Raw genomic sequence first — 26070 nt, forward strand, 5'->3', positions numbered from 1 at the left:
TGCTATTTTATTGCCAGTTTTTATTGAATTTTCAAGGTGCATAGGCACTTATTCAAGTGCGAAGTTTGAGTATATAAATATACCAGGGCATGTGGATAACTCCATGTGCCCTTTCGTTTTGTGGATTTCTATTTTTGCTGGATTTTTGCAGACCAAAATTGGGAAAATGAAGAAAATTGCAGGATTTTACAGGAAATGACGCCGCGTTTTTGATGAAAAGATGAAGAAGTCATAATAAATGACAATCATGTCATTGTGGATAACTCTGTGGAAATTGGGGATTTCTTTGGGAATTTGAACTTTTTAGACAAAAATCATGTGGATGGTTTTTAGTTAAAAATTGAAAGTAGAAAATTTCAAAAGCTAAAAAATACTTGTTTAGTCAATGGAAATAACAATGAAATTGACCGGATTCGTCATTGCTGTTCACGGCTAAAAACTGCTCATAGAAAAGGAGCTTACTTTACTTTTAGGTTTGGACAAAGTGGGAGGATTTATTGCGAATATAGTGAAAATATGGTAAACTAAGGTTTAGCTCAACTCCGATGTGAAAGGGGAGAAATTTACGGGCTATTGCTAAGAATGGAGGATTCGTATGTGGGCATATGAAAGTGTTTTTTATCAGATTTATCCTTTGGGATTCTGTGGGGCACCCTTTGAGAATGATGGTGTGTTGATAAACAGAATCAAAAAGGTGGAGGAATGGATTCCTCATATGAAGAAGTTGGGGATAAACGCAATTTATTTTTCTCCGGTATTTGAGTCCGATACCCATGGCTATAATACAAGGGACTACAAGAAGATTGACACCCGTTTGGGAACCAATGAGGACTTTAAGAAGGTTTGTGAAAAGCTGCATGAAAACGGCATCAGGGTAGTCTTAGATGGAGTGTTTAACCATGTGGGCAGAGGCTTTTATCAATTTCAGGATGTAGTAAAGAACAGAGAAAATTCCCGCTATTTGGATTGGTTCAGGATTAATTTGGGAGGAAACTCTCATTATAATGATGGACTGTGGTACGAAGGATGGGAAGGAAACTATGATTTGGTTAAGCTGAATCTCCAAAATGGTGAAGTAGTAGATCATATCTTAGATGCGGTACGCTGCTGGGTGGAGGAGTTTGACATTGACGGATTAAGGCTGGATGTGGCTTACTGCCTGGATGAAAATTTTGTGAGAAGACTGCGCAGCTTTACGGAAGGCCTGAAACCTGAATTTTACCTGCTTGGAGAAATGCTGCATGGAGACTATAACCGTATGGTCAATGACGGGATGCTCCATTCGGCAACCAACTATGAGTGTTACAAAGGCTTGTATTCCAGCTTTAACAGCATGAATATGTTTGAGATCGTCCATTCTCTGCTCAGACAGTTTGGACCGGAAAACTGGACACTTTATAAGGGTAAGCATATGTTTTCCTTTGTGGATAACCATGATGTTACAAGAGTGGCAAGCATTCTTACCAATGAAAAGCATCTTCCGCTTATTTATGCAATGTGCTTTGGTATGCCAGGTATTCCCTGCGTCTATTATGGAAGCGAATGGGGGACAAAGGGCAATAAAAGCGAGGGAGACCCGGCTTTGCGCGTGAGCTTTGAGGAACCGGTGTTTAATGAGCTTTCAGAGTGGATAAGTAAGCTGGCTGAGGCCAAGAAGGAGTCAGAGGCGTTAAATTACGGTGATTTCCGCTCAGTGGTTTTGACCAATAAGCAGTGTATTTTTGAAAGAAAGGCAGAGGGAGAAAGGGTTCTTGTTGCCATCAATGCGGATAGTGAGCCTTATGTGGCCCATTTTGATGCAGGGTGCGGACAAGCGGTTGATTTGATCACCGGTAAGCTGCATGATTTTGGCGGTGGAAGCGAATTGCCGCCCTACAGTGCGGCTTTTTGGAAAATGGAGCGTTAAAAAGTCATTTTTCCTGTAATGAAATGCAGCATTTATAAATGGCATAAGGTACTTTTGATGAAAAGGGCGTTGGAAGCAGGCGCCCTTTTTATGATACAATGGACTGCCCTAAAATATCGCTTGTCAATTATGGTGCTAAATGTTATTTTTATTTTATGAAATATACGGCGAAAATATAGTTAATTTCATTAGGAAAAGGAGACGGAATATTATGAGAGCAAGTGGCATTTTATTACCAATATCTAGTATCTGGTCCGCCTACGGGATTGGAACGTTTTCAAAGGAAGCGTATGAATTTGTGGATTTCTTGAAAGCCGCAGGCCAGACCTATTGGCAGATTTTACCTTTAGGCCCTACCGGCTATGGGGATTCCCCTTATCAATCTTTCTCTACATTTGCGGGAAATCCATATTATATTGATTTAGAGGAGCTGATTGAGGCAGGCCTTTTGTCCAAAGAGCAGTGTGAAGAATGCGATTGGGGCGGAAGTGAAGCCTATGTTGATTATGAAAAGATTTACCGGTCAAGATTTACGGTATTAAAAAAAGCCTTCCGAAACAGCGATATAGAACGTGAAGAAGGATTTCAGGATTTTGTGAAAGAAAATGATTACTGGCTTCCGGATTATGCGCTTTATATGGCGGTGAAGGATTCCTATCAGGGAAAAAGCTGGGCAGAGTGGGATGAGGATATTCGCCTTAGGGAACCGGCAGCGCTCAGCAGATGCAAGGAAGAATTGAAAGATGAAATTCTTTTTTATGAATTTCAGCAATATCTGTTTGCCAAACAGTGGGCACGCCTTAAGAAATACGCTAATGATAAGGGGATTCGGATTATTGGCGATATTCCTATTTATGTGGCTTTTGACAGTGCGGATGCATGGGCCAGTCCGGAACTTTTCCAGTTTGATGAAAATCGGATGCCCACAGGGGTAGCGGGATGTCCGCCGGATGCTTTTTCGGCTACGGGACAGCTCTGGGGAAATCCCTTGTATCGCTGGGATTATCACAAGGAAACGGACTATGCCTGGTGGATGCGGAGAATTTTTTACTGCTATCAGCTTTATGATGTGGTGAGAATCGACCACTTCAGAGGATTTGATGAATATTACAACATTCCTTTTGGAGACACAACAGCTGAGTTTGGCAGATGGGAAAAAGGACCTGGCTATGATTTGTTCCGGATCATGAAAAAGGAAATCGGGAATAAGCCTGTGATTGCGGAGGATTTGGGATATTTGACTCCTTCGGTCTTAAAATTGGTAAAGAAAACCGGTTATCCTGGTATGAAGGTTTTGCAGTTTGCTTTTGATGCAGAGGGAGACAGTGATTATTTGCCTCACAAATATTCCCGGAATTGTATTGTTTATACCGGAACACATGATAACGACACTACCCTTGGATGGTTTGACTCGTTAAGTCGAAAGGACAAAAGGTTTGCAAAAACGTACTTAAATTTCAAAGGTGGGAAGGAGATAGGCTGGAACTTTATTAGAGCCGCCATTGCGAGTGTGTCTGATACGGCGGTGATTCTCATGCAGGATTATTTGGGACTTGGAAATGAAGCCAGGATCAACCTGCCCTCCACCATAGGAAATAACTGGAAATGGAGGATGGTGAAGGGGCAGGCAAATGAGGAGCTTGCAAAAAAGATTTATGCACTTTGCAAATTGTATGGAAGGGCTTAATTAAAATATCTTTTGGGATAAAGTGGAATTGTGGTAGGCAGTATCATTGGTTACATCTTCGCCCAGCCATGGGGGAGGGAGGAAGGCGTTTGCCATTTCTTCACTGGGAAATTCTACTTCCGCAATGTTTAAAGGCGCAAATGGCGCATGAAAGATGTCCAGTTCTACCGTGAGCTCTACAGGTCCATGCAAAGGCACATAGTGGTCGGAAAATGATGGATTTTCAATTGGAATCAGATATCTTTTTTTGGTGATGATATTGCCGTCTGCTTTTTTCAGCAGGTGATGATAAGCTTCCTTATTTAAGGGTAGATTATATTCTTCCCTGGCCATAAGTCCCTTTCCCTTATAGGTTAGATAATAGGTATCATCTTGCTTTCGGATGCGGATGACGGGATCGGTATTCAGATAAGCTTGCTCAATCAGAAGGCATTGATAAGCGTCAAGGTTACAGGGGAGTTCTTTGATTAAAAATTTGCGTTCAATTTCCATAGTGAAGGCTCCTTTCCTTATATAAATATTATGAATGTATAGGGTGTGATTTGAAACAAATGATTCATAAATTTTTGGAAATTATTTCTAATATGAATTATAGTATTCCTTAAGAAAGTTTACAAATCATTAATTGGAATTTTTGGATATTCAATGGTAAAATATAAGAAAGGTTCAGCTTGACCGAACCATTGCCAATATTCATAGTAACATAAATATTATGGAATAAAAATTTGAATAAAAAGGCGGTTTTATAGCATGAGTAAAGTATGTGTATTTTTTGGAACAGGTTTTGAGGAAATTGAGGCTCTTACGGTAGTTGACATTTTGCGCAGGCAGGGAATTGATACGAAAATGGTTTCCATTATGGGGGATAAGACAGTGATAGGTTCCCATGAAATTCCGGTGATAACGGATGAGCTGCTTGAAGATGTGAATTTTAACGAAGTGGATATGCTTGTACTTCCCGGAGGCCTTGGCGGAACGAAAAATTTAGAGGCATGTGAAGCGTTGATGAAACAGGTGGATGTCTTTGTAGCGGCAGGAAAGGCAGTGGGCGCAATCTGTGCGGCTCCCACTATTTTAGGACACAGAGGCCATTTAAAAGGAAAGAAGGCAATCTGCTATCCGGGTATGGAAGATCAGCTGGAGGGAGCAACTGTAACCTGCGAGCCGGCAGTGCAGGATGGAAATATTATAACCGGCAGAGGCATGGGATGTTCCATTGCCTTTGGACTGGCGCTGCTTGCACATTTGACAGACAGCAAAGCCAGCGCGGCTATGGCGGAGAAAATTGTTTACGGACCAAAGCGATAACGGCGGCCTGAACATATCAGAAAACGCTTTTCTGCGAACCGGTATATTGATTTGCAGGAATGATTTTTCGCAGGCGCTAAGGCACTTTTAGAAATAACCGGAAAGGGTACAAATGAATACTTTATGAATATATTATTTTTTTTAACGCCGAAAAGTGAAGTGGCCTATGTCTATGACACGGATACGCTGCGTCAGGTTTTGGAAAAAATGGAAAACCACAGGTATTCCGCGATTCCTGTCATTGCCAGGAAGGACGGGAGTTACATAGGCACCCTGACAGAGGGCGACTTGTTATGGTACATCAAAGATCAGGACGATTTATCATTGCGGGATGCGGAGGAAATTCTTATGACGGAGGTTCCTCGGATGCGTGACAATGAGCCTGTTGAAGTGGATGTCAATATGGAGGATTTGCTCAACAAAGCCATGAACCAGAATTTTGTTCCGGTGGTGGATGACAGGAAACATTTTATAGGTCTGATTACCAGAAAGGACCTGATTCAGTATCTTTGTAAGAAACTGGTAAAGGCTCAGCTTGAGGCAGGCGGAATGAGCATTGGCTAAGAAAGGACCATATTCTTTCAGCCCTGATTTTATGCTTGAACGCACAAATTGGCAAGTTGGAAAGGGAGCATGGTTATAAAATGTTTAATCAGTTAACACAAAAAGATATTGCGGCTATGGAGGCTGAGATTGAGGAAAGAAAGCTGGTAATACGTCCCAAACTTTTAGAATCCGTCAAGGAGGCCAGGGCCCATGGCGATTTAAGTGAAAATTTTGAATATTATGCGGCAAAAAGGGAAAAGAACAAAAATGAAAGCCGTATTCGTTTTTTGGAGCGGATGATTAAAACGGCGGAGGTTATATCGGATGATTCCAAAGAGGATGAAATCGGTATGAACAATACGGTAGCAGTAGAGTTTGAGGAAGATGGATCTATTGAAAAATATAAAATCGTGACAACCATGCGTGGAAACTCCTTAGAAGGGCTGGTAAGTGTTGAATCGCCAATCGGTAAAGCCCTTATGGGACATAAAGTGGGCGATAGGGTTTATGTGCAGGTAAATGCTGATTATGGCTACTATATTATAGTCCGTTCCATAGAAAACACTGTAGATACTGGCAGCGATAAAATACGAAGTTTTTAAAAATCATGATGCAATAAATAAGCGGAAAAACTTACCATAATATTTTCACGAACACCGTTAATACTATGAACAAGATAAGTGATAAAGACAGCGCTTTGAACGGAGGAAACTTCGAGATAAGCGTAAGTCCAAAACGCTTATCTTGAAGCAGGGCTGCAACAGGCAGTCAAATATAATAACGGAGGTGAAAAAGATGGCTAGCAGCAAATCTAATAGAGTAGAAGTTCCTGAAGCTAAGGCAGCTATGGATCGTTTCAAAACAGAGGTTGCTTCTGAACTTGGTGTTAACCTGAAGGAAGGCTACAACGGCGATTTGACTTCAAAGGAAGCCGGTTCCATTGGCGGTGAGATGGTTCGTAGAATGATCAAGAAGCAAGAAGAATCTATGAAATAACACTTTCTTAAATGAAAGAAAAAAGAATGGCCCGTCTGCATAAAGCAGGCGGGCTGTTTTTGATAATCAATCTTCTTTCTTCAAATATTTTTGAAGGGGTATCCATATGATATAGGCAAGAAGACTGCCGGTAAGAGCCGTGATAAGCTGCGTAATGGAGAAGGTAATCCGTGCGGTGGCTAAAACCACCGGCAGAGCTTCCGGTTTTGGAAGATGTGAAGCTATATTTCCGCCAAAGGAAGGAAGCAATATAAGTACAATCACGATTCCCATGAAAGAGGCCTTGAGCAGGGAACCTGCAATGAAACCGACCGGGAGCTTATGGCGAAAATGGAAATGCTTTTGAAAGTACCATACGCAGACTGCTAAAACAGTGTTTCCAGCCATAACGGCAGGGAACATAAGGGGTATGGCTGACATAATAGGCGAACCTGAAATAAAAAAGGCGGTGACGGGCGCTATGATACTGATGAAAAGCCCGCTCCACAGCCCAACGGCCAGCACCGCAATTATAATGGTGGTATTGACAATGGGTCCGGTCAAATATACGGAAAGGTTTTTAAAAAACTGACTTGCAATGCAAATGGCAAGCAGCAGCGCTGTTTGAATGAATTGCTTTGTTGAAATTTTCATGATAATCCTCCATTCTTGCCAACAACCCACAAACTTGGGCGCAAGCACAAATTTGTAAGATTGAAAAATCCTTGATTTTTCAATCTATCCCTCCATGCGTCCAGCAGCCTTCAAATTTGGGCGCAAGCACAAATTTGTAAGATTGAAAAATCTTTGATTTTTCAATCTATTTTCTATGTTTGTATGCTGCCAGGATTCTGTAAGCCTGGCACCAACGTAATTGAGAGCCATTAAACAGTATAAAAGCGCAAAGAAGAAAAAGCAACACTGAAAACACGGAAAACCGAAATAAAAATCTGGTATTTTTTTTATAGGTATGCTATAATCGGATAATGACTGTGGGTATTTATGGAATTTAATCGTATCTTTATGTCAAAACAATTCCAAAACAGCAAATTGATAAACGGATAGAGGATTTTAAGGAGGATGTACTACAATGGGTGTACAGGTAGAAAAACTGGAAAAAAATATGGCAAAGCTTACAATTGAGGTTTCCGAGCAGGAATTGGAAAAAGCATTGCAGAATGCATTTTTAAAGAACAAGAATAAAATAAGTGTTCCTGGTTTCCGCAAAGGAAAAGTACCTCGTCAGATGATAGAGAAAATGTATGGACCGGAAATCTTTTATGAGGATGCGGCTAATGAGCTGATTCCCGGCGCCTATGAAAATGCGGTGGAAGAATGTGGCGAGGATATTGTTTCCAGGCCCACAATAGATGTAACACAAATTGAAAAAGGCAAGCCTTTTATCTTTACGGCGGAGGTTGCAATTAAGCCGGAGGTGAAGCTTGGAAAATATAAGGGCGTCCAGATTGAAAAGGTTGACAGTGTAGTCACCGATGAAGAAGTAGACGCAGAGATTAACAAAGAAAGAGAAAACAACGCAAGAAACATTGCGATTACGGACAGACCGGTAAAAGACGGGGATAAAATTGTTCTGGATTTCGAGGGTTTTGTGGACGGCGCAGCGTTTGAGGGCGGAAAGGGTGAGGATTACCCGCTGACCATTGGTTCAGGTGCTTTTATTCCCGGATTTGAGGAGCAGTTAATCGGGGCGGAAATCGGCAAGGAAATGGAAGTAAATGTAACCTTCCCTGAGAATTACCAGGCAGAGGATTTGAAGGGAAAAGCAGCCGTATTCAAATGTACGGTGAAAGAAATAACAGAAAAAGAGCTTCCGGAACTGGATGATGAGTTTGCAAGTGAGGTTTCAGAATTTGATACCCTGGAAGAATATAAAGCAAGTGTCAAGGCTACACTGACAGAGAGGAAAGAAAAGGAAGCTAAGGATGCAAAGGAAGCTGCGGTCATTGAAGCGATTGTAAATGATTCCGATATGGAGATTCCTGAGGCTATGATCTCCACTCAGCAGGAGCAGATGGTGAATGAGTTCGCCCAGAGAATCCAGATGCAGGGATTGTCTTTTGACCAGTATCTTCAGTTTACAGGCACATCCTATGATAACATGCTTGCACAGATTAAGCCTCAGGCTGAAAAGAGAATCAAATCCAGACTGGTGTTAGAGGCTATTGTGAAAGCTGAGAATATCAAGGCTTCAGAGGAAGAATTTGAAGAAGAATTAAAAGTGATGGCCGAAGCTTATCAGATGGAAGTGGAGAAAATTAAGGAGTCCCTTCCGGAGAAAAATGCAGAACAGATTAAGGAAGATATTGCAGTCAAAAAGGCTGCCGAGTTTGCTGTGGAGAAGGCAAAAGAAAAATAAGTATTATTTTGTCTGGATATAAATTCGGACAGTTGCGAAAAAAATGGAGAAGATTCACTTTATTTACAAGTTTTGTAATGTTTGTTTCAATTTTTCAATCAACAAATTTGTGCGCATGTCCAAATTTGGGAGTAATTGGTAAGAATGGAGGATTAAAATGAGTTTGGTGCCTTATGTCATTGAACAGACAAGCAGGGGGGAGCGTTCCTACGATATTTATTCAAGACTTTTAAAGGAAAGGATTATCTTTCTGGGGGAAGAAGTCAACGAGGTGACAGCGAGCTTGATAGTGGCGCAGATGCTTTTTCTGGAAGCAGAGGATCCGGAAAAGGATATTCAGTTTTATATTAACAGCCCTGGTGGAAGCGTGACAGCAGGTATGGCAATTTATGACACCATGCAGTATATTAAATGCGATGTGGCTACCAACTGTATGGGAATGGCAGCCAGCATGGGCGCATTCCTGTTGGCAGGTGGTGCAAAAGGTAAGAGACTGGCACTTCCTAATGCTGAAATTATGATTCATCAGCCTCTTGGCGGCGCCCAGGGGCAGGCCACTGAAATTGAAATTGCGGCAAAGCATATTCTGCAAACCAAGGAAAAGTTAAATAGAATGCTGGCAGAAAATACCGGAAAGGATTATGAGGTAATTGCTGCAGATACGGAAAGAGACAACTGGATGAACGCTGAGGAAGCGAAGGAATACGGCTTAATTGACAAGGTGCTCTACAAGCGGGCAGATAATAAGTAAGATCGTACGGTTTAGATAGTTAAATTGTTTTTAAAGATAACTGATAAGAGGTAGAAGGATGGCAGGAAAAAATTCCGATAACATCAGATGTTCTTTCTGCAATAAGACACAGGATCAGGTCAGGAAATTAATTGCAGGTCCGGCAGGCGTGTATATCTGTGATGAATGCGTTGAAATCTGCGCTGACATTGTGGAAGAAGAATACGAGGAAGAAATGCAAGAAGAGGAAGAATTTACGATAAACCTCTTAAAACCTGTGGAAATCAAGGAATTTCTGGATGATTATGTCATCGGGCAGGAGGAAGCAAAGAAAGTATTATCCGTGGCTGTATACAATCACTACAAGAGAGTGACAGCCCCTCAGGATATGGATGGTGTGGAGCTTCAAAAGAGCAACATCATCATGATAGGGCCTACCGGTTCGGGAAAAACCTATTTAGCCCAGACATTGGCTAAGATTATCAATGTACCCTTTGCTATAGCGGATGCCACCACTTTAACGGAAGCCGGTTATGTAGGGGAGGATGTGGAAAACATTCTTCTAAAACTGATACAGGCAGCCGAGTACGATGTGGAGCGTGCCCAGCTGGGTATCATTTATATTGATGAAATTGATAAGATTACGAAAAAAAGCGAAAATGTATCTATCACCAGAGACGTATCCGGAGAAGGCGTGCAGCAGGCGCTGCTTAAAATAATAGAAGGAACAGTGGCCAGCGTGCCGCCCCAGGGCGGAAGAAAGCACCCACACCAGGAGCTGATTCAGGTAGATACCTCCAATATATTGTTTATCTGTGGAGGCGCTTTTGATGGATTGGAGAAGATTGTTGAAAACAGATTAAACCGCAATTCCATTGGATTTGAGGCGGAGATTGTAGAGAAAGGCAATCAGGAAATCAGCAAAATGCTTGCTGAGGTAACACCTCAGGATTTGGTGAAATTTGGCCTGATTCCTGAATTTGTAGGTCGTGTGCCTATTAATGTATCCTTACAGGGACTGGATGAAAAGGCGCTTTACAGAATTTTAACAGAGCCGAAGAGCGCACTGATTAAACAATATCAAAAGCTGTTTCGGTTTGATGATGTGAAGCTTACTTTTGAGAAGGATGCGGTACGCCTTATTGCCGGTCAAGCCTTTGAGCGCAAGACAGGTGCCAGAGGACTGCGTTCTATTATGGAAAAGGTTATGATGGATGTGATGTACCAGATTCCGTCAGATGATACAATTGAAGAGTGCGTTATTACGAAAGGCGCGGTAGAAGGTACCAGTGAACCCCTGTTAATACATCGTGAAATAATGCGCAAGGTCAGATAGAAAGTGCCGCCGTCAAGGCGGCATTTTGTTACAATATGACATGCGAAGGGGGACGGCGCTTGTTTGCGATAGGCAGGAAGGCGGAGTCAATTTACGTTTCTTATTACAGAAGATATTGAGATAACCCAACTTAGAGGATGAATTTATGAGTGAAATGATAACAGAGACAGAGCGGCTTTTAAGAATGCCCATCATCCCTTTACGTGGGATGACTATTTTACCAAATATGGTAATACATTTTGATTTAAATAGAGAGAAGTCCGTGCAGGCATTAGAGTATGCCATGATGAAGGGCGGCAAAATATTCCTGGTAACGCAAAAGGACCCGGGTGTGGATGCGCCCGAGGAGGAGCATCTCTACCGGGTAGGGACGATTTGTGCGGTGAAGCAGATTACAAGGCTGCCCAACAAAATAGTCCGTGTATTGGTGGAAGGACTTAGCCGGGGAACTTTACACGGAATCAACAAGGACAATACAAAGTTTATAGAAGGATATTTAGAACAGGTTTCCGATGTATGGCAGGAAGATGAAGAAGCCAGGGAAGAAGCCATGTTAAGGCAGCTGCGGGAATATTTCGCCGCGTTTGCGGCACATTACCCCAAGCTGGATAAAAATGCGGTGCAGAGATACGCCCAGATTCATTCCATTGGAAAACTGATTGATCAGATTGCTACCAATCTTCCCGTGGGCTATGAGAAAAAGCAGGAAATTTTGGAAACTGTTTCTATCAAAGACCGCTATGAAATTCTGTGTACCCATCTGTTAAATGAAATAGAGATAGCCAAAGTGAGAGAAGATTTGGCAGGCAGAATGCGGGAGCGGGTGGATAAAAACCAAAAGGAATACCTGTTGCGGGAACAGCTCCGTTATATCAGGGAAGAACTTGGGGAAGAAGGCTCTTTTTCAGATGCGGACCAGTTTGAGGAGGCGCTTAAGGCACTAAAAGCCTCCAAGGAAGTAAAAGAAAAGATTAAGAAGGAAATTACCCGTTTCAGGAATGTGATGGGGAGCAGTTCTGAAAGCGCCGTGGAGCGGGCATATATTGAGACGCTTTTAGAACTTCCATGGGATCAGGTTTCGGAAGATAACGAGAGTATGAAGCGGGCCAAGGATATTCTGGAAAAGGAGCACTACGGCCTTTCCCAGGTAAAAGAAAGGATTCTGGAATTTTTGGCGGTGCGCTGCCTGACGAGAAAAGGGGAAAGCCCGATTATCTGTCTGGTGGGACCGCCGGGAACCGGCAAAACTTCTATTGCCAGAAGTGTTGCCAGGGCGCTTAACAAAAAGTATGTACGGATTTGCTTAGGCGGCGTCAGAGATGAGGCGGAAATAAGAGGACACAGAAAAACCTATGTAGGGGCTATGCCCGGACGGATTGCAGCGGGGCTAAAGCAGGCCGGGGTAAAGAATCCTCTTATGCTTTTAGACGAAATTGATAAGGTAAGTAATGACTATAAGGGAGATACCTTTTCAGCGCTTTTGGAGGTTCTTGACGGGGAACAGAACGTAAGGTTCCGAGATCACTATGTAGAGATTCCGCTGGATCTGTCAGAGGTGCTTTTCATCGCAACGGCGAATACCACAACAACCATTCCAAGACCTCTCCTTGACAGAATGGAAGTCATTGAAGTGAACAGCTATACGGAAAATGAAAAATTCCATATAGCGAAGGAGCATTTGCTGGGAAAGCAGATGGAAAAAAATGGAATTACAAAACAGATGATGTTGATTCAGGACGGGGCGCTTAAGAATATCATCACCTATTACACAAAGGAAGCGGGCGTCAGGGAGCTGGAGAGAAAGATTGGGGATATTTGCCGAAAGAGTGCAAAAGAAATTTTGGAGGCCCGTGAAGCAGATGGGGAGCAGGAAGATAGAAAGAATCTAAAGGTTAAGGTAACAGCTGCTAATCTGGATAAATATTTGGGCAAGAGGAAATATACTCTGGATAAGGCAAACAAGGAGCCCCAGGTGGGAATTGTGCGGGGCCTTGCATGGACAAGTGTGGGCGGCGATACTTTACAGATAGAGGTAAACAGGATGCCAGGTAAGGGTGAGATTGAGCTTACCGGTCAAATGGGAGATGTGATGAAGGAATCCGCCATCATTGGAATGAGTTATGTGCGTTCTATTGGGGAGGAGCATCATATTTCGCCTGAAATGTTCAAGGAAAATGATTTCCATATACATATCCCGGAAGGGGCCGTACCTAAGGATGGGCCTTCTGCCGGTGTCACCATGGCAACCGCATTGTTTTCGGCAATCACAGGCAAGCTGGTGCGCAGCGATATTGCCATGACTGGAGAGGTAACCCTGCGGGGCAGGGTGCTCCCCATAGGCGGCCTTAAGGAGAAAATCCTTGCGGCAAAGATGGCAGGTCTTAAAGAGGTGCTTGTTCCGGCGGAAAACAGGAAGGATATAGAAGAAATTTCACAGGAAATTAAAGACGGACTTACGATTACTTATGTGAAGGATATGAAGGAAGTTTTAAAGCATGCGCTGCTAAAAGGCGAGTCGGTTAAAGAAACAAAGAAATAAAAGGCGGGATATGTGTGAAACAGAAATAAACTTGTGTTTACAATCATGCTTTGCATGCATACTATTTGGGGGTAGTGGAAACATGGAGGGTTCCTATGGTAATAAAGGATGTAAGTCTTGAAACGGTTTGCGGCATCACAAGCGCCATTCCGGACAATGCGCATATGGAATTTGCCTTTGCCGGCAAAAGCAATGTGGGAAAATCTTCTTTGATCAATGGTCTTATGAACCGGAAAGCGCTGGCCAGAACCAGTGCGCAGCCAGGAAAAACACAGACCATTAACTTTTATAATATCAATGACCAGTTGTATTTTGTGGATTTGCCAGGCTACGGTTATGCGAAGGCTAACGAGGAAGAAAAGGCAAAGTGGGGCAGAATGATTGAAAATTATCTGCACCGATCGAAGCAGCTTCGGGTGGTATTTCTTTTGGTGGACATACGCCATGAGCCTTCAGGTAATGACAGGCTCATGTACGACTGGATTTTAAAACAGGGATTTGAACCGGTCATCATAGCGACTAAGCTGGACAAAATTAAAAGAAGCCAGGTACCGAATCATGTTAAGATGATTAGGGAAGGCCTTAAGGTGGTAAAAAATACGGTCATAATTCCTTACTCGGCTATGACAAAGCAGGGGCGAGAAGAAATTTATACACTTTTGGATTCCTATCTGGAAAACCGGAATATGGAAGAAGAAAATTCAGATAAACAAATTTAGCCGCATTTAAGTCTGATGGCGGCGTGGAGGCATTGAGGAATAAGTGAAGGGGAAACATAGAACTTATTTAAAGGTATTTGTAAATCTGGGAATTATGCTGGTTATATTGCTTCTGTGCATGTTTGTGCTTCCCAAAGTAGTGATTTACTTTATGCCCTTTGTCCTGGGCTGGGTGATTGCATGGATTGCAAGCCCTCCGGTCCGGTTCTTTGAAAAGAAATTAAAAATAAAAAGAATGGCGGGCTCCGCCTTCGTGATTATTACCGTAATAGCACTGGTGATACTTGCAGGCTATTTTCTGGGAGTGAGACTGACGGAGCAGATAGTTAACTTCATCGGCGAACTGCCTAAGATGTGGGAAGGGGCCCAGGAGGATTTGACGGAGATAGAGCAAAAGCTGGATTTGATGAGCAAATATCTTCCCAGGGATATCCAGCTGACTTTGAAAAATCTTACGGAAAATGTGACAGAATATCTGGGCAGCTTTTTTGGAGATCTGAGTATGCCTACAATTGAGGCCGTCAGCCGTTTTGCTATGAATCTGCCGTCTATTTTGATAGGAATTATTATGTGTCTTTTGTCCGCCTACTTTTTTGTGGCTGACAGAGAGTATTTGCCGAATCTTCTCTCAAAGGCTATGCCGGAATCCATTATCGAACACTATGGAATGATAAAAAGAGGACTAAAGCATGCGGTTGGAGGCTATTTCAAAGCGCAGATCAAAATTGAATTGTGGATGTATGTTCTTCTCTGTATAGGCTTTAGTGTGCTGAAAATCCGGTATGCGTTTATCATTGCGATTGGCGTGGCTTTTTTGGACTTCCTTCCTTTTTTTGGAACCGGAACAGTCTTACTTCCCTGGGCGGTTATTAAGTTTTTAAGCGGTGATTATCCACTGGTGATGGGGCTTTTGATTATCTGGGGCGTGGGACAGCTTGCAAGACAGCTGATTCAGCCTAAAATCGTGGGGGAGTCCGTAGGGCTTTCACCGATTCCAACCCTCTTTTTGCTGTATATCGGTTATAAAACAGGAGGAGTGGTGGGAATGATTCTGGCTGTTCCCATTGGAATCATTATCCTGAATATGTACCAGGAAGGCGTGTTTGAGACTACATTGGACAGCTTGAAAATTCTGTATGCAAGTGTAAGCAATTTCAGACATTTAAATGAAGATGATATGGAAGCGGTGCGTATTTACAGGGAAAAAGAGCGCATTGATAAAAAGCAAAAAGAAGAAGACCGAAGCAGTCAGGAAAAGCGTGAAAAATAAAATTTTGCACTCTGAAAGGAGAAAAATCATTTTTCATGGCGCTTTGGGCGAAGCGAAGGGAATGGATATAAATATGAAAGTTACCGTATACAATTGCAGGGCCTTTGATGAAAAGGAACTGTTTGAAAAATATGGAAAAGAGATGGGGGTGGAGCTGGTACTTTGCCCGGATGCCCCGGATATGGAAAACGCCGCTTTGGCGAAGGGCAGCGCTTGCATTGATATCATTACTTCACCAATGCCAGGGGAGCTTCTTGAAGCTTTCGCCAAGGTGGGGGTGAAGTATGTTACAACGAGAACCATAGGCTACGACCACATTGATGTAAAGGCGGCAAAAGAGCTGGGAATGACGGTGGCAAACGCGCCCTATGGCCCATATGGCGTGGCGGACTATGCGGTGATGCTGATTCTGATGACCATTCGTAAAATGAAGCGGATCATAGAGCGCACAAATATTCAGGATTTTTCTCTGAAAGGAATTCAGGGTAGGGAGCTGAAAGATTTAACCGTAGGAGTCATCGGCACAGGCAGAATTGGCCGAAGAGTTCTTGAAAACCTGTCCGGCTTTGGGTGTAACCGGATAGCATATGATTTGTATGAAAATGATGAAGTGAAAGGGGCCGGAGTGCCTTATGTAACCTTAGATGAGATGTGGCGCAGGGCGGATGTAATTACCCTGCACGCGCCGTTGACCAACGACAATTACCACATGATCAACGAGCAGGCAATTGCCAAAATGAAGGATGGGGTGATGCTGGTCAATACGGCGAGAGGGGGACTGATTGACTCACAGGCCCTGATTGCCGGTATTGAGAGCGGAAAAATAGGCGGCGCAGGCCTGGATGTGGTGGAAAATGAGTTTGGATTGTATTATTATGACCACAAATCAGATATACTTAATAACAGAGAGCTTGCAGTCCTTCGTGGATTTCCCAATGTGACGGTGAGCCATCACATGGCTTTTTACACGGATGATTATGTTGTGACGGTAGTGAGAGATTCTCTGCTTGGCTGTAAATACTTTATGGAGGGCAGGGAAAATCCCTGGGAGGTCTAAGGTGCATAATTTTAAAATTGTTTTGCAGTATGAAGGCACCAGATACAGGGGATGGCAGAGACAGGTCAGCACGGAAAATACTATTCAGGGAAAGCTTGAGGCCCTTCTTTCCAAAATGACCGGACAGAAAATTGAAATCACAGGCTCCGGCAGAACGGATGCAGGGGTGCATGCCTTAGGGCAGGTGGCGAATTTCCATGCGGATACGGAAATGAGCGCCCGGGAGATTTTGGACTACATGAATTTTTACCTGCCGGAGGACATTTCGGTGATTTCCGTAAAGGAAGTGTCCGAGCGGTTCCACAGCCGGTTGAATGTAAAGGGAAAAGCTTATTGTTATCGCGTTGTAAACAGCCAGGTGCCCCATTTATTTGACAGAAAATATGCATATTTCATGAAAGAGGAGTTGGATGTTGCCGCGATGCAAAAGGCGGCGGAATTTTTGGCGGGGACCCACGATTTTAAAGCTTTCACCTCAAGCAAAAAAGGAAAAAAATCTACGGTACGGACCATCGATAGAATTGAAATTAAAAAGACTGTAAGCGCTTCTATGAGAATGCAGAATGTACAGGATGAGGTCCGCTTTGTTTACAGCGGCAACGGATTTTTGTACCACATGGTGAGAATCATGACCGGCACGCTCTTAGAGGTGGGGACACATAAGAGAAGACCTGAAGAAGTAGCGGAAATTTTGGACTCCGGCCTTAGGGAAAACGCCGGAGAGCTTGTTCCTGCAAAAGGACTTATTTTGATGGAGGTTCGTTATTAGTGGACAATAAACTGTTTAGCAGGAAACATGTCAGGCTCATTTTCTTTTTTTATCTGCTTATCGTAATAAAGGTCATAATTTTTAAATATCCCCTTTGGCAGCTTAGGGAAATTGCTGCAGGCTGGGAAAAGGACGTGATTTTGGAAGGGCTGGATACGGCCAATTTTACGTTGTTTAAGACCATACGTATGTATATAGATTATTCCGACCGGCTCAACAGCTTTGAAAACCTGGTGGGAAATATTGTGGTGTTTATTCCTTTTGGATTTTTGCTGCCCTATGTGATTGACTGGGGCAGTAATTTCCTTGTGATGCTTATGCATGCGTTTATCTTTGTGGTAGGAATAGAGGTTTTTCAGCTTTTCAGCGCCTTTGGCGCCTTTGATGTGGATGATATTCTGCTAAACTGCTTCGGGGCGGTGATAGGGTATCTGGCTTATTTGGGACTTGAGCGCTATAGAAAGCGTGCCGGCAGGAACAGGACGAAGAAAAAGAAAGGATAAGAAAGGATAAGACAACTGGTATCCTGCCCTTTGCAGACGGCGGATTACCAATGCCGGATCCGGCAGCGGTCCGGCCTAAGACCGGGGATACCAGGTATGAATTTATGCGGGAGAAAAGGAGGACTGACATGGTAAAATTTATGAAGGAATTAAAAGCAAATTATATGGCATCGGCGATATTGTGCGTGATTTTCGGGCTGGTGCTCATCATATGGCCGGGAACAACCACACAGATTGTGTGCAAAATGCTGGGAACCATATTGCTGATTTACGGTATTGTACAGATTACTCTTTATCTGTTTAACAAAGAAAGGACCGTCATCTCCCAGGGGATTTTGGTGCTGGGGATTATATGCGCGGTGTTTGGAGCATGGATTTTCTTTAGACCTGATATCATCATTAAAGCAGTGCCGGTGATAATAGGGGTATTGATTGTAATACATGGTTTGCACAATGTTGCTCAGGCAATGACCCTGCAGAAGGAGGAATATGAGAAATGGTGGCTTGCGCTTATTTTTGGCCTTTTAACGGTGGGAGCCGGCGGTGTGCTGGTTATGAATCCTTTTGAGGCCGTGGAGACAGTGGTCAGACTGATTGGAGTATTTCTTGTGTATGACGGAGGGTCGGATATCTGGATTTTGTCAAGAGTGTTTAAAGTGAAAAAGGATAAAGAGAGAATCATTGATGTGGAATATGTGGATGTGGAGGATGCCGATTGATTTTACCAAATAGGCGTTCCCTTGGGCGAAAAGCTTTGGAATAGAGGAAAATATGGATAATATGGATAATTGTTTAATCTGTGAAAGAATCGCATTGATAAAAGAGAATAAGAATCCGTACTTTGTCCGGGAGCTTCATACGGGATATGTTGTAATAGGCGATCAGCAAAGGATAGAGGGATATAGTTTGTTCCTATGTAAACAGCACGCATATGAGCTGCATGAATTAGAACCCCACTACAGAGACGAGTTTCTGCATGAAATGGCAGTGGTATCAGAAGCCGTATATCATGCATTTTTACCGGATAAATTGAATTATTCCCTTTTGGGCGTTGGACGGGGGTTACATATGCATTGGCATATACATCCGAGAAGAAAGGGTGATATGCCTGTAGCCGGCCCCGTCTGGCAGCTTGGAAAGGAATTAACGGATAAAAAATATAATCCCACCGGCGAAGAATTAGAGACATTGAAGGTGAAATTGAACAAAGAGTTAGACAAACTATTATAACAAACGAAAAAGGAGGGCGTTATGGCGGTATATGAACTAAAAAATGATGGAGTTGCCATCCGGATCCATTCTAAGGGGGCGGAACTAAAGTCCCTTAGAAAACCGGGGACAGGAACGGAATATTTATGGCAGGGAGATCCGGCTTTCTGGGGAAGGTCATCGCCGGTTTTGTTTCCCTTTGTGGGAAAGACGGACCGCAATGAGTTTCGGACCAAGGGAAAGACCTATTCCATGACCCAGCACGGTTTTGCAAGAGATATGGAATTTGAACTGCTTTCTCAAACAGAGGATGAAATCTGGTTTGTGTTAAGAGACAGTCAACAGACAAGAGAAATATATCCTTACGGATTTGTGCTGAAATTGGGATACCGGCTGCTTGACTGCGGCGTAGAGGTCTGCTGGCAGGTGGAGAATGAAAGTGATGAGGAATTGCCCTTTTCTATTGGCGGACATCCTGCTTTTTACTGCCCCATTGAGGAGGGTGCTGAAAGGGAGGATTATCTGATTCGGTTTGATGCCAGGGAAAAAATAATGAGCACCAGAATCAATGAAAACGGTCTTGCAACAGATACGGATGAAAAAGACGTTTACCCTCTAAAGGATGGCTATCTGCCAATCACGGAGCATTTATTTGACAAGGATGCGCTGGTGATTGAAAACGAACAGGCAAAGGAGGTAGCCCTGTGTAAACCGGATGGGAGCGCTTACCTTACGGTGACCATGGAGGCCCCCTTATTTGGTGTATGGTCTCCGCCGAAAAGGAATGCCCCTTTTATCTGCATTGAACCCTGGTATGGCAGGTGTGACCGGGTAGGTTATGAGGGAGATTTAAAAGGCAGGGAATGGGGAAATCTGTTGGAGCCGGGGAAGGTGTGGAAAGCATCTTACCAGATATATGTGTAAGCTGGGGGCAGAGAGCTGCCACCCGGCTTTGTGAAACCGGGAAAACCGGTTATGGATATTTGATTATTTTCAGGTGCCATCTTCCAACATTGACTGAAAAATTTCTTTTAATTTCTGCAGATCATCATTGTCCGGCGATTTCGTTAAAACTTTGTCAATTAATTCTAAAGCAAGTCATATAAAACCTTGAAATTGTTTGTTGGTCATACCCATATCTGCTGCCATCCTTTCACCGCCTTTTCGATGGATGACTTGATTGATACAACTTTATTATAGCGGTTTTGTGAGTAGGCGTAAAGTAATAGTTGACTTTCTACCCCAATTACCGTATAATCAAGTACAAAGTATTTCATGTGAGGCTGAATATATGTGCTGGAAAATGACAAATCTTCAACTGCAAAAAGGTGCTATTTTATCCCTTCAGGGGGATAGTGCGCCCATTTTCAGGAAGATTTGGATAGAGAACAGACAGACGGACATGAGTATGGTCTTATCTAGTTGGTAAAGTCCGGGATGGTCTTTTCGCGAATCTGATAGAATTGGCGTATTATCTCCTTAACGATTATTCAATAAAAAGTTAAGGAGATTTTATTATGCTAAATATCAAAAAACAAATAAGAAGATTATATTTATCCACTGCGCTCTGGAATTTATCACTGACCGGCGCGTGGGTGGCAATCCTGGCGGCCAGAGGGTACAGCCTTGTGGAAATCGGCTTTGCCGAAACGGTTTTTCACATTACAAGCTTACTGTTTGAGATTCCTTCAGGGATTCTTGCGGACTTGTTTGGAAGGAAAAACATGCTGATTGTCAGTACGGTTATGAAAATAATCGGCAATATTATCATGATACTTTCCGGCAATTTATTCATGGTTTGCGCCGCCCTTGCATTTTATGCCATGAGCTATAATTTTTCCTCTGGCTCAGGGGACGCTCTTGCCTACGATTCTCTTAAATTAGCGGGGAGAGAGAGCTATTATGAGAAGTACGCGTCAAACCAGCTGATTCTCTACCGCTTTTGCGGAGGAGTATCAACCCTGTGTGCGGGATTTGCGCTGCTTATCGGGCACAAAACCGCGTACGGAGCGGACGTTTTCATGTGCGCTATGCAGATAGGGACCCTGATACCGCTGCGGGAAGTATATGCGGGTAAGGATAACAAAAAAGGCGAATTGGCGGCAGTACCACAAGCAAAGCTTGCGGCAGGCGGAGCGTATAAAAATGTGATTGGCTCTATTGGAGGGGAATTTGTAAACTGCTTTTCAGAAAGCTTGTCCTTTATAAAAAATAAGAGAAAAACCATAGCCTTAATGCTTGCAAATTCATTGGTTGGAGCCGTGGATATTTTATTGTTATTTTTCCTGCAGGCAAAGCTGCGGGAGGCCGGCCTGCCGGAGTGGGCCCTTGGCTTTGCCCTGTTTTTTATGGAAATGGGTGGTGTGCTGGGAGCCAAAATCATACTCAAATGCAAGGGGCTGAGATACAGGAGCGTGTTCATCCTTACGGCTTTGCTTGTAGCTTTGGGGGTGGTGGTGGAGCACTCAGGTGTATATGTTCTTATGACGCTGGGCGGATTTCTTGCCGCCTGCAGCGATGATGCGCTTCAGGTGAGGACAAACACTATTTTACAGGATATGTTTCCCTCCGAGCAGAGAGCAACGCTTATTTCTATTGAGTCTTTTACATTTTCAATGATTATGATTGTGGCATCGCCCCTTGCGGGAATTGTTTTTTCACATTGGTAAATTTTAAAAGGGGCTTGACAAATAAAATAAGTGCAACTAAGATAAAATCAATTGAAATTCAGAAAAGGTGATGAAGAAGAGGAGTACGCGTTTCCTGCCTGTCAGAGATAAAACCCCATGGAGCATTTACCATCCGCTCCACGGCGCTGAAAGGTTTTTTGGGAAAGGGATGCGGAAGGTAGCTTTGGAACCGGAGAGCCGAACATATTTGCAATGGTAGGTGTAAGGTAAGAAGACCGGCATTGAAATGATAAGTAAGCTTTCACGTATTTATCCACGTTACAGGATAGGGCTTTTGGCGCAAGCAGCCGCCGCTTAGGTTATGCGGGCGGTCATGATTTGCAGATGTCAGCAGCCCCAGAGTGATAAACGAAGGTGGTACCGTGTAGTCTCTAAAGAGAATGCGCCCTTTACAGGCAGATTGTCTGTAAGGGGCTTTTTTATGTAAGGCCAGCCCGCGAAGCGCATCAGGGTTTGTTACAATGAGCAGACTTGCCTTACGGAAATGGAGGAAAAATGAGTAAAGAATTAGCAAAAACCTACGATCCCAAAGGAATTGAGGACAGAATTTATCAAAAATGGATGGACAAAAAATATTTTCATGCCGAGGTGGATCATTCCAAAACCCCGTTTACCATTGTGATTCCGCCGCCAAATATCACAGGACAGTTGCACATGGGCCATGCCCTGGATAATACCATGCAGGATATTTTGATTCGTTTTAAGAGGATGCAGGGTTACAATGCGCTCTGGCAGCCGGGTACAGACCATGCCAGCATTGCAACGGAGGTAAAGATCATCGAAAAGCTGAAGGAAGAAGGTGTGAGCAAGGAAGACCTTGGACGGGAGGGCTTTTTGGAGCGTGCCTGGGACTGGAAAAAGGAGTATGGCGGGCGCATTATCAGCCAGCTGAAAAAGATGGGTTCCTCCTGCGATTGGGACAGGGAGCGCTTTACCATGGATGAGGGATGCAATCAGGCGGTAACGGAGGTCTTTTGCAGGATGCACGAAAAAGGCTGGATTTACAAGGGCAGCCGTATCATCAATTGGTGTCCGGTGTGCAACACGTCCATTTCAGACGCGGAAGTAGAGTATACGGAGCAGGCGGGGCATTTCTGGCATATTAAGTATCCGGTCATTGAAAAGGACGGCAGCGTAAGCCAGACAAGATTTGTGGAATTTGCCACCACCAGGCCGGAGACGATGCTGGGTGATACCGCAGTTGCGGTCAACCCGGAGGATGACAGGTACAAGGATATCATAGGAAAGAAACTGATGCTCCCTATTGTTAACAGGGAAATTCCCGTAGTTGCGGATTCTTACGTGGATATGGAATTTGGAACCGGTGTGGTTAAAATTACCCCGGCTCACGACCCCAACGACTTTGAGGTTGGAAAGCGTCACAACCTTCCAGAAATCAATATCTTAAATGATGATGCGACCATCAACGAAATGGGCGGCAAATTCTGCGGCATGGATCGGTATGAGGCCAGGAAAGCCATTGTAAAAGAGCTGGATGAAATGGGGCTTTTGGTTAAGATAGAGGATCATTCCCACAATGTAGGAACCCATGACCGGTGCAAGACCACCATTGAGCCTATGATCAAGCAGCAGTGGTTTGTGAAGATGGAAGATCTGATTAAGCCGGCGGTCCGTGCGGTTAAAAGCGGAGATATCCGGCTGGTTCCCAAGCGTATGGAAAAGACTTATTTTAACTGGACAGACAATATCCGCGACTGGTGTATTTCCAGACAGCTCTGGTGGGGACACAGGATTCCGGCTTACTATTGTGATGGGTGCGGTGAAACCGTGGTAAGCGCCAAAATGCCGGATAAATGCCCTAAGTGCGGATGTGAGCATTTCACCCAGGACCCGGATACGTTAGACACATGGTTTTCATCCGCCCTGTGGCCGTTCTCAACTTTGGGATGGCCGCAGCAGACGGAAGACCTTAAGTATTTTTATCCTACGGATGTGCTGGTAACAGGTTATGATATTATCTTTTTCTGGGTTATCCGTATGATTTTTTCAGGCTTTGAGCATATGGGAGAAAAGCCTTTTAAAACCGTACTGTTCCATGGGCTGATTCGGGATGCCCAGGGGCGCAAGATGAGCAAATCTCTTGGCAATGGCATTGACCCGCTGGAAATAATTGACAAATACGGTGCGGATGCGCTGCGCCTTACGCTGATTACCGGAAACGCGCCGGGCAATGATATGCGTTTTTATTATGAAAGAGTGGAGGCAAGCAGAAATTTTGCCAACAAGATTTGGAATGCATCCCGCTTTATTATGATGAATATGCCAGAGGAGGGAGTTGGGGAAGAAAAACCTAAGTTAGAGCCGGTTGATAAGTGGATTCTTTCAAAGCTCAATACCCTGATCCGTGAGGCTACAAGCAATATGGAAAACTTCGAGCTGGGGATTGCAGTCCAGAAGGTTTATGATTTTATTTGGGATGAATTTTGCGACTGGTATATTGAAATGGTAAAATCCCGTCTGTACGGAACGGACGAGGGTACAAAGAAAGCGGCCCTTTGGACCTTAAAGACGGTATTGATTGACGCATTAAAGCTTCTTCATCCTTATATGCCCTTTATCACGGAGGAAATTTTCTGTACCTTACAGTCGCAGGAGGAATCCATCATGGTTTCCCAATGGCCGGAGTATCAGGAACAATGGCGCTTTGACCAGGAGGAAAAGGACATTGAGATGATAAAGGAGGCGGTAAGAGGCATCCGGAATATCCGCACGGAAATGAATGTGGCTCCCGGCAGGAAGGCCCAGATGTTTGTGGTAAGTGAAAATGAGGATGCCCTGAAGGCTTTTACGGAAGGAGCGCTGTTCTTCGCATCTTTAGCCGGCGCTTCGGAGGTTACCGTTCAAAAGGATAAAGCAGGCATAGCAAAGGACGCGGTGTCGGTGGTGATTGCAGGTGCCGCCGTCTATATTCCTTTTGCAGAATTGGTTGACATTAAGCAGGAAATAGAGCGTTTACAGAAGGAGGAGAAACGTCTTACCGGAGAACTTGCACGTGTAAACGGAATGTTAAACAATGAAAAATTTATGTCCAAAGCGCCTGAGGCTAAGATTGCCGAGGAGCGGGCAAAGCTGGAAAAATATACCAACATGATGGAGCAAGTGAAGGAAAGACTCACGCAGCTTAAGGGGCAGGCATAAAATAAGCAGGGAAATATAGGATATGACAGCATGACGGCTCCTTTGACAGCGCCTGTGCAGGTCTGGGCCATGGTCTAAGGAGCCGGATTGTTCTAAATCAATTCGGAAAATGATATTGTAAAGTAAGGATTAAATTGCTATAATGAGCGTGGATTCATCACGGATACCTGAAATGCGGCATTTTTCATGATATGGTGTGTTTGAAAAATGAATATATAGAAGTTAATGGGCATATAGTTTGACTTGAAACAAAGGATAATTTCTACAAGAGCGGATTTCATTGTTTGTGATAGAGTTTAGAACCCAAAAGGCATATAAAATGCCCGAATGTGAAAAGAAAGGAAGGTGTAGATGAATGGGGAAAAGAAGATGGATTACTGCATTCTTGGCATCGGCATTGCTGTGGAATAGCTGCGCAGGGCATGTGTCGGCCTTCACGGATGGAATTGGAAGTGCGAAGATTTCTTTTGCGGCAGCGATGCCCACAGCTTCTGGCACCCAGGTAGCTAAAAATGAGTATGCAGTGATTGATTATTCAAACACGGCGGACGGGTATATAATGGTGGATTATACGGCTTCCACCAGCAAACGTCTGAAGGTGCAGGTAACTGGTCCGAAGACTACTTATACTTATGATCTGCCGGCCGGGGTATGGACTACATTTCCCCTGTCAGACGGAAACGGAGGGTATAAAGTAACGGTCTTTGAAAATGTGGAAGGCTCTAAGTACGCTACCATGCTTTCCGGTTCTTTCCAGGTGACATTAAGCAGTGAGCTTGCGCCATTCCTCCGTCCGAATCAGTATGTTGATTATGCCAATGCGCCTTCTTCTGTGGCCAAGGCGGCAGAGCTGATAGGCGGAGAAAAAGATATCCTCAAGAAAATTGTTAAGGTATACGATTTTGTAACAGGAAATATTACGTATGATACGAACAAGGCGGCTACGGTCCGCAGCGGTTATCTTCCGGTGCTAGACAGCGTGCTTGCTTCCAAAAAAGGAATCTGTTTTGACTATGCAGCCCTTATGACAGGTATGCTGCGCAGTCAGGGTATTCCATGTAGACTGGTGGTGGGGTATGCAGGAACAGCATATCATGCGTGGATTAGCGTGTGGACGGAAGAAGCAGGATGGCTGAACGATGTGATCTACTTTGATGGGACTACATGGCATCGGATGGATCCTACTTTTGCGTCTGCTAGTGGTGGAAGTGCGGATATCATGAAATATATTGGTGATGGAAGCAATTACACAGTGAAGTATTTGTATTAAAAATATCTATTAATACGGTA

Annotated in this window: 25 protein-coding genes; 22 read left to right on the plus strand and 3 right to left on the minus strand. The window is 43.8% G+C overall.

The features are described 5' to 3' along the window. From D5281_RS25610 to malQ, 3 genes are all read left to right on the plus strand, one after another. Positions 1 to 199, plus strand: a 199-nt coding sequence (locus tag D5281_RS25610) for a hypothetical protein (protein WP_277935293.1), incomplete at its 5' end; no start/stop codon positions are given. Positions 200 to 595: 396 nt separating this feature from the next. Then, positions 596 to 1906: an alpha-amylase family glycosyl hydrolase gene (locus tag D5281_RS10450; protein ID WP_160560107.1), complete on the plus strand. Its 1311-nt coding sequence runs from the start codon at positions 596 to 598 to the stop codon at positions 1904 to 1906. A 211-nt stretch (positions 1907 to 2117) separates the two neighbouring features. Next, complete coding sequence (gene malQ, locus D5281_RS10455; RefSeq protein ID WP_160560108.1) at positions 2118 to 3593, plus strand: 4-alpha-glucanotransferase; 1476 nt, start codon at positions 2118 to 2120, stop codon at positions 3591 to 3593. Here malQ and D5281_RS10460 read toward each other — a convergent pair whose 3' ends face one another. Further along, a complete protein-coding gene (locus tag D5281_RS10460; RefSeq protein WP_160560109.1) occupies positions 3594 to 4085 on the minus strand; it encodes a CYTH domain-containing protein in 492 nt (163 codons plus the stop codon). It lies immediately after the preceding gene. Between the two features lie 258 nt (positions 4086 to 4343). Between D5281_RS10460 and D5281_RS10465 the strand changes: the two genes are divergently transcribed. From D5281_RS10465 to D5281_RS10480, 4 genes are all read left to right on the plus strand, one after another. After that, positions 4344 to 4901, plus strand: a complete 558-nt coding sequence (locus tag D5281_RS10465) for a DJ-1 family glyoxalase III (RefSeq protein ID WP_160560110.1) — start codon at positions 4344 to 4346, stop codon at positions 4899 to 4901. Between the two features lie 123 nt (positions 4902 to 5024). After that, entirely contained in the window at positions 5025 to 5465 is a 441-nt protein-coding gene (locus tag D5281_RS10470) for a CBS domain-containing protein (RefSeq protein ID WP_160560111.1), read from the plus strand. Between the two features lie 80 nt (positions 5466 to 5545). Beyond that, complete coding sequence (locus D5281_RS10475; RefSeq protein WP_160560112.1) at positions 5546 to 6049, plus strand: GreA/GreB family elongation factor; 504 nt, start codon at positions 5546 to 5548, stop codon at positions 6047 to 6049. Positions 6050 to 6242: 193 nt separating this feature from the next. Continuing rightward, complete coding sequence (locus tag D5281_RS10480; RefSeq protein WP_120471362.1) at positions 6243 to 6443, plus strand: alpha/beta-type small acid-soluble spore protein; 201 nt, start codon at positions 6243 to 6245, stop codon at positions 6441 to 6443. 66 nt (positions 6444 to 6509) lie between these two features. Here the strand turns inward: D5281_RS10480 and D5281_RS10485 are convergent, their stop codons facing one another. Continuing rightward, positions 6510 to 7076 carry an ECF transporter S component gene (locus D5281_RS10485; protein WP_160560113.1) on the minus strand — a complete coding sequence of 189 codons (567 nt, stop codon included), beginning with the start codon at positions 7074 to 7076 and terminating at the stop codon, positions 6510 to 6512. 436 nt (positions 7077 to 7512) lie between these two features. On the opposite strand from D5281_RS10485, the gene tig reads away from it, so the two are divergent. From tig to D5281_RS10545, 12 genes are all read left to right on the plus strand, one after another. Next, complete coding sequence (gene tig / locus D5281_RS10490; protein ID WP_160560114.1) at positions 7513 to 8799, plus strand: trigger factor; 1287 nt, start codon at positions 7513 to 7515, stop codon at positions 8797 to 8799. Between the two features lie 157 nt (positions 8800 to 8956). Then, complete coding sequence (gene clpP / locus D5281_RS10495) at positions 8957 to 9550, plus strand: ATP-dependent Clp endopeptidase proteolytic subunit ClpP (protein ID WP_160560115.1); 594 nt, start codon at positions 8957 to 8959, stop codon at positions 9548 to 9550. A gap of 58 nt (positions 9551 to 9608) precedes the next feature. After that, positions 9609 to 10865 carry an ATP-dependent Clp protease ATP-binding subunit ClpX gene (gene clpX, locus D5281_RS10500; RefSeq protein ID WP_160560116.1) on the plus strand — a complete coding sequence of 419 codons (1257 nt, stop codon included), beginning with the start codon at positions 9609 to 9611 and terminating at the stop codon, positions 10863 to 10865. 145 nt (positions 10866 to 11010) lie between these two features. Beyond that, the gene (gene lon / locus D5281_RS10505; RefSeq protein WP_277935294.1) at positions 11011 to 13404 is read left to right on the plus strand and encodes an endopeptidase La; all 2394 of its coding nucleotides are present in this window, start codon (positions 11011 to 11013) and stop codon (positions 13402 to 13404) included. Between the two features lie 95 nt (positions 13405 to 13499). Continuing rightward, positions 13500 to 14123, plus strand: coding sequence for a ribosome biogenesis GTP-binding protein YihA/YsxC (yihA, locus tag D5281_RS10510; RefSeq protein ID WP_160560117.1), 624 nt, complete (start codon positions 13500 to 13502; stop codon positions 14121 to 14123). A gap of 43 nt (positions 14124 to 14166) precedes the next feature. After that, positions 14167 to 15393 (plus strand): sporulation integral membrane protein YtvI, encoded by a 1227-nt coding sequence (gene ytvI / locus D5281_RS10515; protein ID WP_330584937.1) that lies wholly within the window; start codon positions 14167 to 14169, stop codon positions 15391 to 15393. After that, positions 15383 to 16450 (plus strand): D-isomer specific 2-hydroxyacid dehydrogenase family protein, encoded by a 1068-nt coding sequence (locus tag D5281_RS10520; protein WP_330584938.1) that lies wholly within the window; start codon positions 15383 to 15385, stop codon positions 16448 to 16450. The genes ytvI and D5281_RS10520 overlap by 11 nt, the downstream gene beginning before the upstream one ends. Position 16451: 1 nt before the next feature. Continuing rightward, the gene (gene truA, locus D5281_RS10525; protein ID WP_330584939.1) at positions 16452 to 17219 is read left to right on the plus strand and encodes a tRNA pseudouridine(38-40) synthase TruA; all 768 of its coding nucleotides are present in this window, start codon (positions 16452 to 16454) and stop codon (positions 17217 to 17219) included. Then, on the plus strand, positions 17219 to 17722 hold the full coding sequence (locus D5281_RS10530) for a VanZ family protein (RefSeq protein WP_330584940.1): 504 nt from the start codon (positions 17219 to 17221) through the stop codon (positions 17720 to 17722). The genes truA and D5281_RS10530 overlap by 1 nt, the downstream gene beginning before the upstream one ends. Before the next feature lie 128 nt (positions 17723 to 17850). Further along, positions 17851 to 18441, plus strand: a complete 591-nt coding sequence (locus tag D5281_RS10535; protein ID WP_160560119.1) for an HdeD family acid-resistance protein — start codon at positions 17851 to 17853, stop codon at positions 18439 to 18441. A 52-nt stretch (positions 18442 to 18493) separates the two neighbouring features. Next, positions 18494 to 18952, plus strand: a complete 459-nt coding sequence (locus D5281_RS10540; RefSeq protein ID WP_330584941.1) for an HIT family protein — start codon at positions 18494 to 18496, stop codon at positions 18950 to 18952. 21 nt (positions 18953 to 18973) lie between these two features. Continuing rightward, positions 18974 to 19855 carry an aldose 1-epimerase family protein gene (locus D5281_RS10545; RefSeq protein ID WP_160560120.1) on the plus strand — a complete coding sequence of 294 codons (882 nt, stop codon included), beginning with the start codon at positions 18974 to 18976 and terminating at the stop codon, positions 19853 to 19855. A gap of 203 nt (positions 19856 to 20058) precedes the next feature. Here the strand turns inward: D5281_RS10545 and D5281_RS10550 are convergent, their stop codons facing one another. Further along, positions 20059 to 20208, minus strand: a complete 150-nt coding sequence (locus D5281_RS10550) for a hypothetical protein (RefSeq protein WP_160560121.1) — start codon at positions 20206 to 20208, stop codon at positions 20059 to 20061. A 240-nt stretch (positions 20209 to 20448) separates the two neighbouring features. Here D5281_RS10550 and D5281_RS10555 point away from each other — a divergent pair, with 240 nt between their 5' ends. The 3 genes from D5281_RS10555 (at position 20449) to D5281_RS10565 (ending at position 26050) form a co-directional block, all read left to right on the plus strand. Then, complete coding sequence (locus D5281_RS10555; RefSeq protein WP_160560122.1) at positions 20449 to 21600, plus strand: MFS transporter; 1152 nt, start codon at positions 20449 to 20451, stop codon at positions 21598 to 21600. A gap of 516 nt (positions 21601 to 22116) precedes the next feature. Further along, the gene (locus tag D5281_RS10560; RefSeq protein WP_160560123.1) at positions 22117 to 24780 is read left to right on the plus strand and encodes a valine--tRNA ligase; all 2664 of its coding nucleotides are present in this window, start codon (positions 22117 to 22119) and stop codon (positions 24778 to 24780) included. 355 nt (positions 24781 to 25135) lie between these two features. Continuing rightward, entirely contained in the window at positions 25136 to 26050 is a 915-nt protein-coding gene (locus tag D5281_RS10565; RefSeq protein WP_160560124.1) for a transglutaminase-like domain-containing protein, read from the plus strand. Positions 26051 to 26070 lie beyond the last annotated feature (20 nt).

It is taken from the genome of Parablautia muri, assembly GCF_009917485.1.
In the GTDB taxonomy this organism is placed as follows: Bacteria; Bacillota; Clostridia; order Lachnospirales; family Lachnospiraceae; genus Suilimivivens; species Suilimivivens muri.

Coding starts and splice junctions, on each gene's coding strand:
- D5281_RS10535 (WP_160560119.1), top strand. CDS start 17,851: ATGGTAAAATTTATGAAGGAATTAAAAGCAAATTATATGGCATCGGCG.
- D5281_RS10565 (WP_160560124.1), top strand. CDS start 25,136: ATGGGGAAAAGAAGATGGATTACTGCATTCTTGGCATCGGCATTGCTG.
- D5281_RS10485 (WP_160560113.1), bottom strand. CDS start 7,076: ATGAAAATTTCAACAAAGCAATTCATTCAAACAGCGCTGCTGCTTGCC.
- D5281_RS10560 (WP_160560123.1), top strand. CDS start 22,117: ATGAGTAAAGAATTAGCAAAAACCTACGATCCCAAAGGAATTGAGGAC.
- tig (WP_160560114.1), top strand. CDS start 7,513: ATGGGTGTACAGGTAGAAAAACTGGAAAAAAATATGGCAAAGCTTACA.
- lon (WP_277935294.1), top strand. CDS start 11,011: ATGAGTGAAATGATAACAGAGACAGAGCGGCTTTTAAGAATGCCCATC.
- yihA (WP_160560117.1), top strand. CDS start 13,500: ATGGTAATAAAGGATGTAAGTCTTGAAACGGTTTGCGGCATCACAAGC.
- D5281_RS10475 (WP_160560112.1), top strand. CDS start 5,546: ATGTTTAATCAGTTAACACAAAAAGATATTGCGGCTATGGAGGCTGAG.
- D5281_RS10465 (WP_160560110.1), top strand. CDS start 4,344: ATGAGTAAAGTATGTGTATTTTTTGGAACAGGTTTTGAGGAAATTGAG.
- D5281_RS10480 (WP_120471362.1), top strand. CDS start 6,243: ATGGCTAGCAGCAAATCTAATAGAGTAGAAGTTCCTGAAGCTAAGGCA.
- D5281_RS10545 (WP_160560120.1), top strand. CDS start 18,974: ATGGCGGTATATGAACTAAAAAATGATGGAGTTGCCATCCGGATCCAT.
- D5281_RS10450 (WP_160560107.1), top strand. CDS start 596: ATGTGGGCATATGAAAGTGTTTTTTATCAGATTTATCCTTTGGGATTC.
- D5281_RS10550 (WP_160560121.1), bottom strand. CDS start 20,208: ATGAAATACTTTGTACTTGATTATACGGTAATTGGGGTAGAAAGTCAA.
- clpX (WP_160560116.1), top strand. CDS start 9,609: ATGGCAGGAAAAAATTCCGATAACATCAGATGTTCTTTCTGCAATAAG.
- malQ (WP_160560108.1), top strand. CDS start 2,118: ATGAGAGCAAGTGGCATTTTATTACCAATATCTAGTATCTGGTCCGCC.
- D5281_RS10470 (WP_160560111.1), top strand. CDS start 5,025: ATGAATATATTATTTTTTTTAACGCCGAAAAGTGAAGTGGCCTATGTC.
- D5281_RS10555 (WP_160560122.1), top strand. CDS start 20,449: ATGCTAAATATCAAAAAACAAATAAGAAGATTATATTTATCCACTGCG.
- clpP (WP_160560115.1), top strand. CDS start 8,957: ATGAGTTTGGTGCCTTATGTCATTGAACAGACAAGCAGGGGGGAGCGT.
- D5281_RS10460 (WP_160560109.1), bottom strand. CDS start 4,085: ATGGAAATTGAACGCAAATTTTTAATCAAAGAACTCCCCTGTAACCTT.
- D5281_RS10540 (WP_330584941.1), top strand. CDS start 18,494: ATGGATAATATGGATAATTGTTTAATCTGTGAAAGAATCGCATTGATA.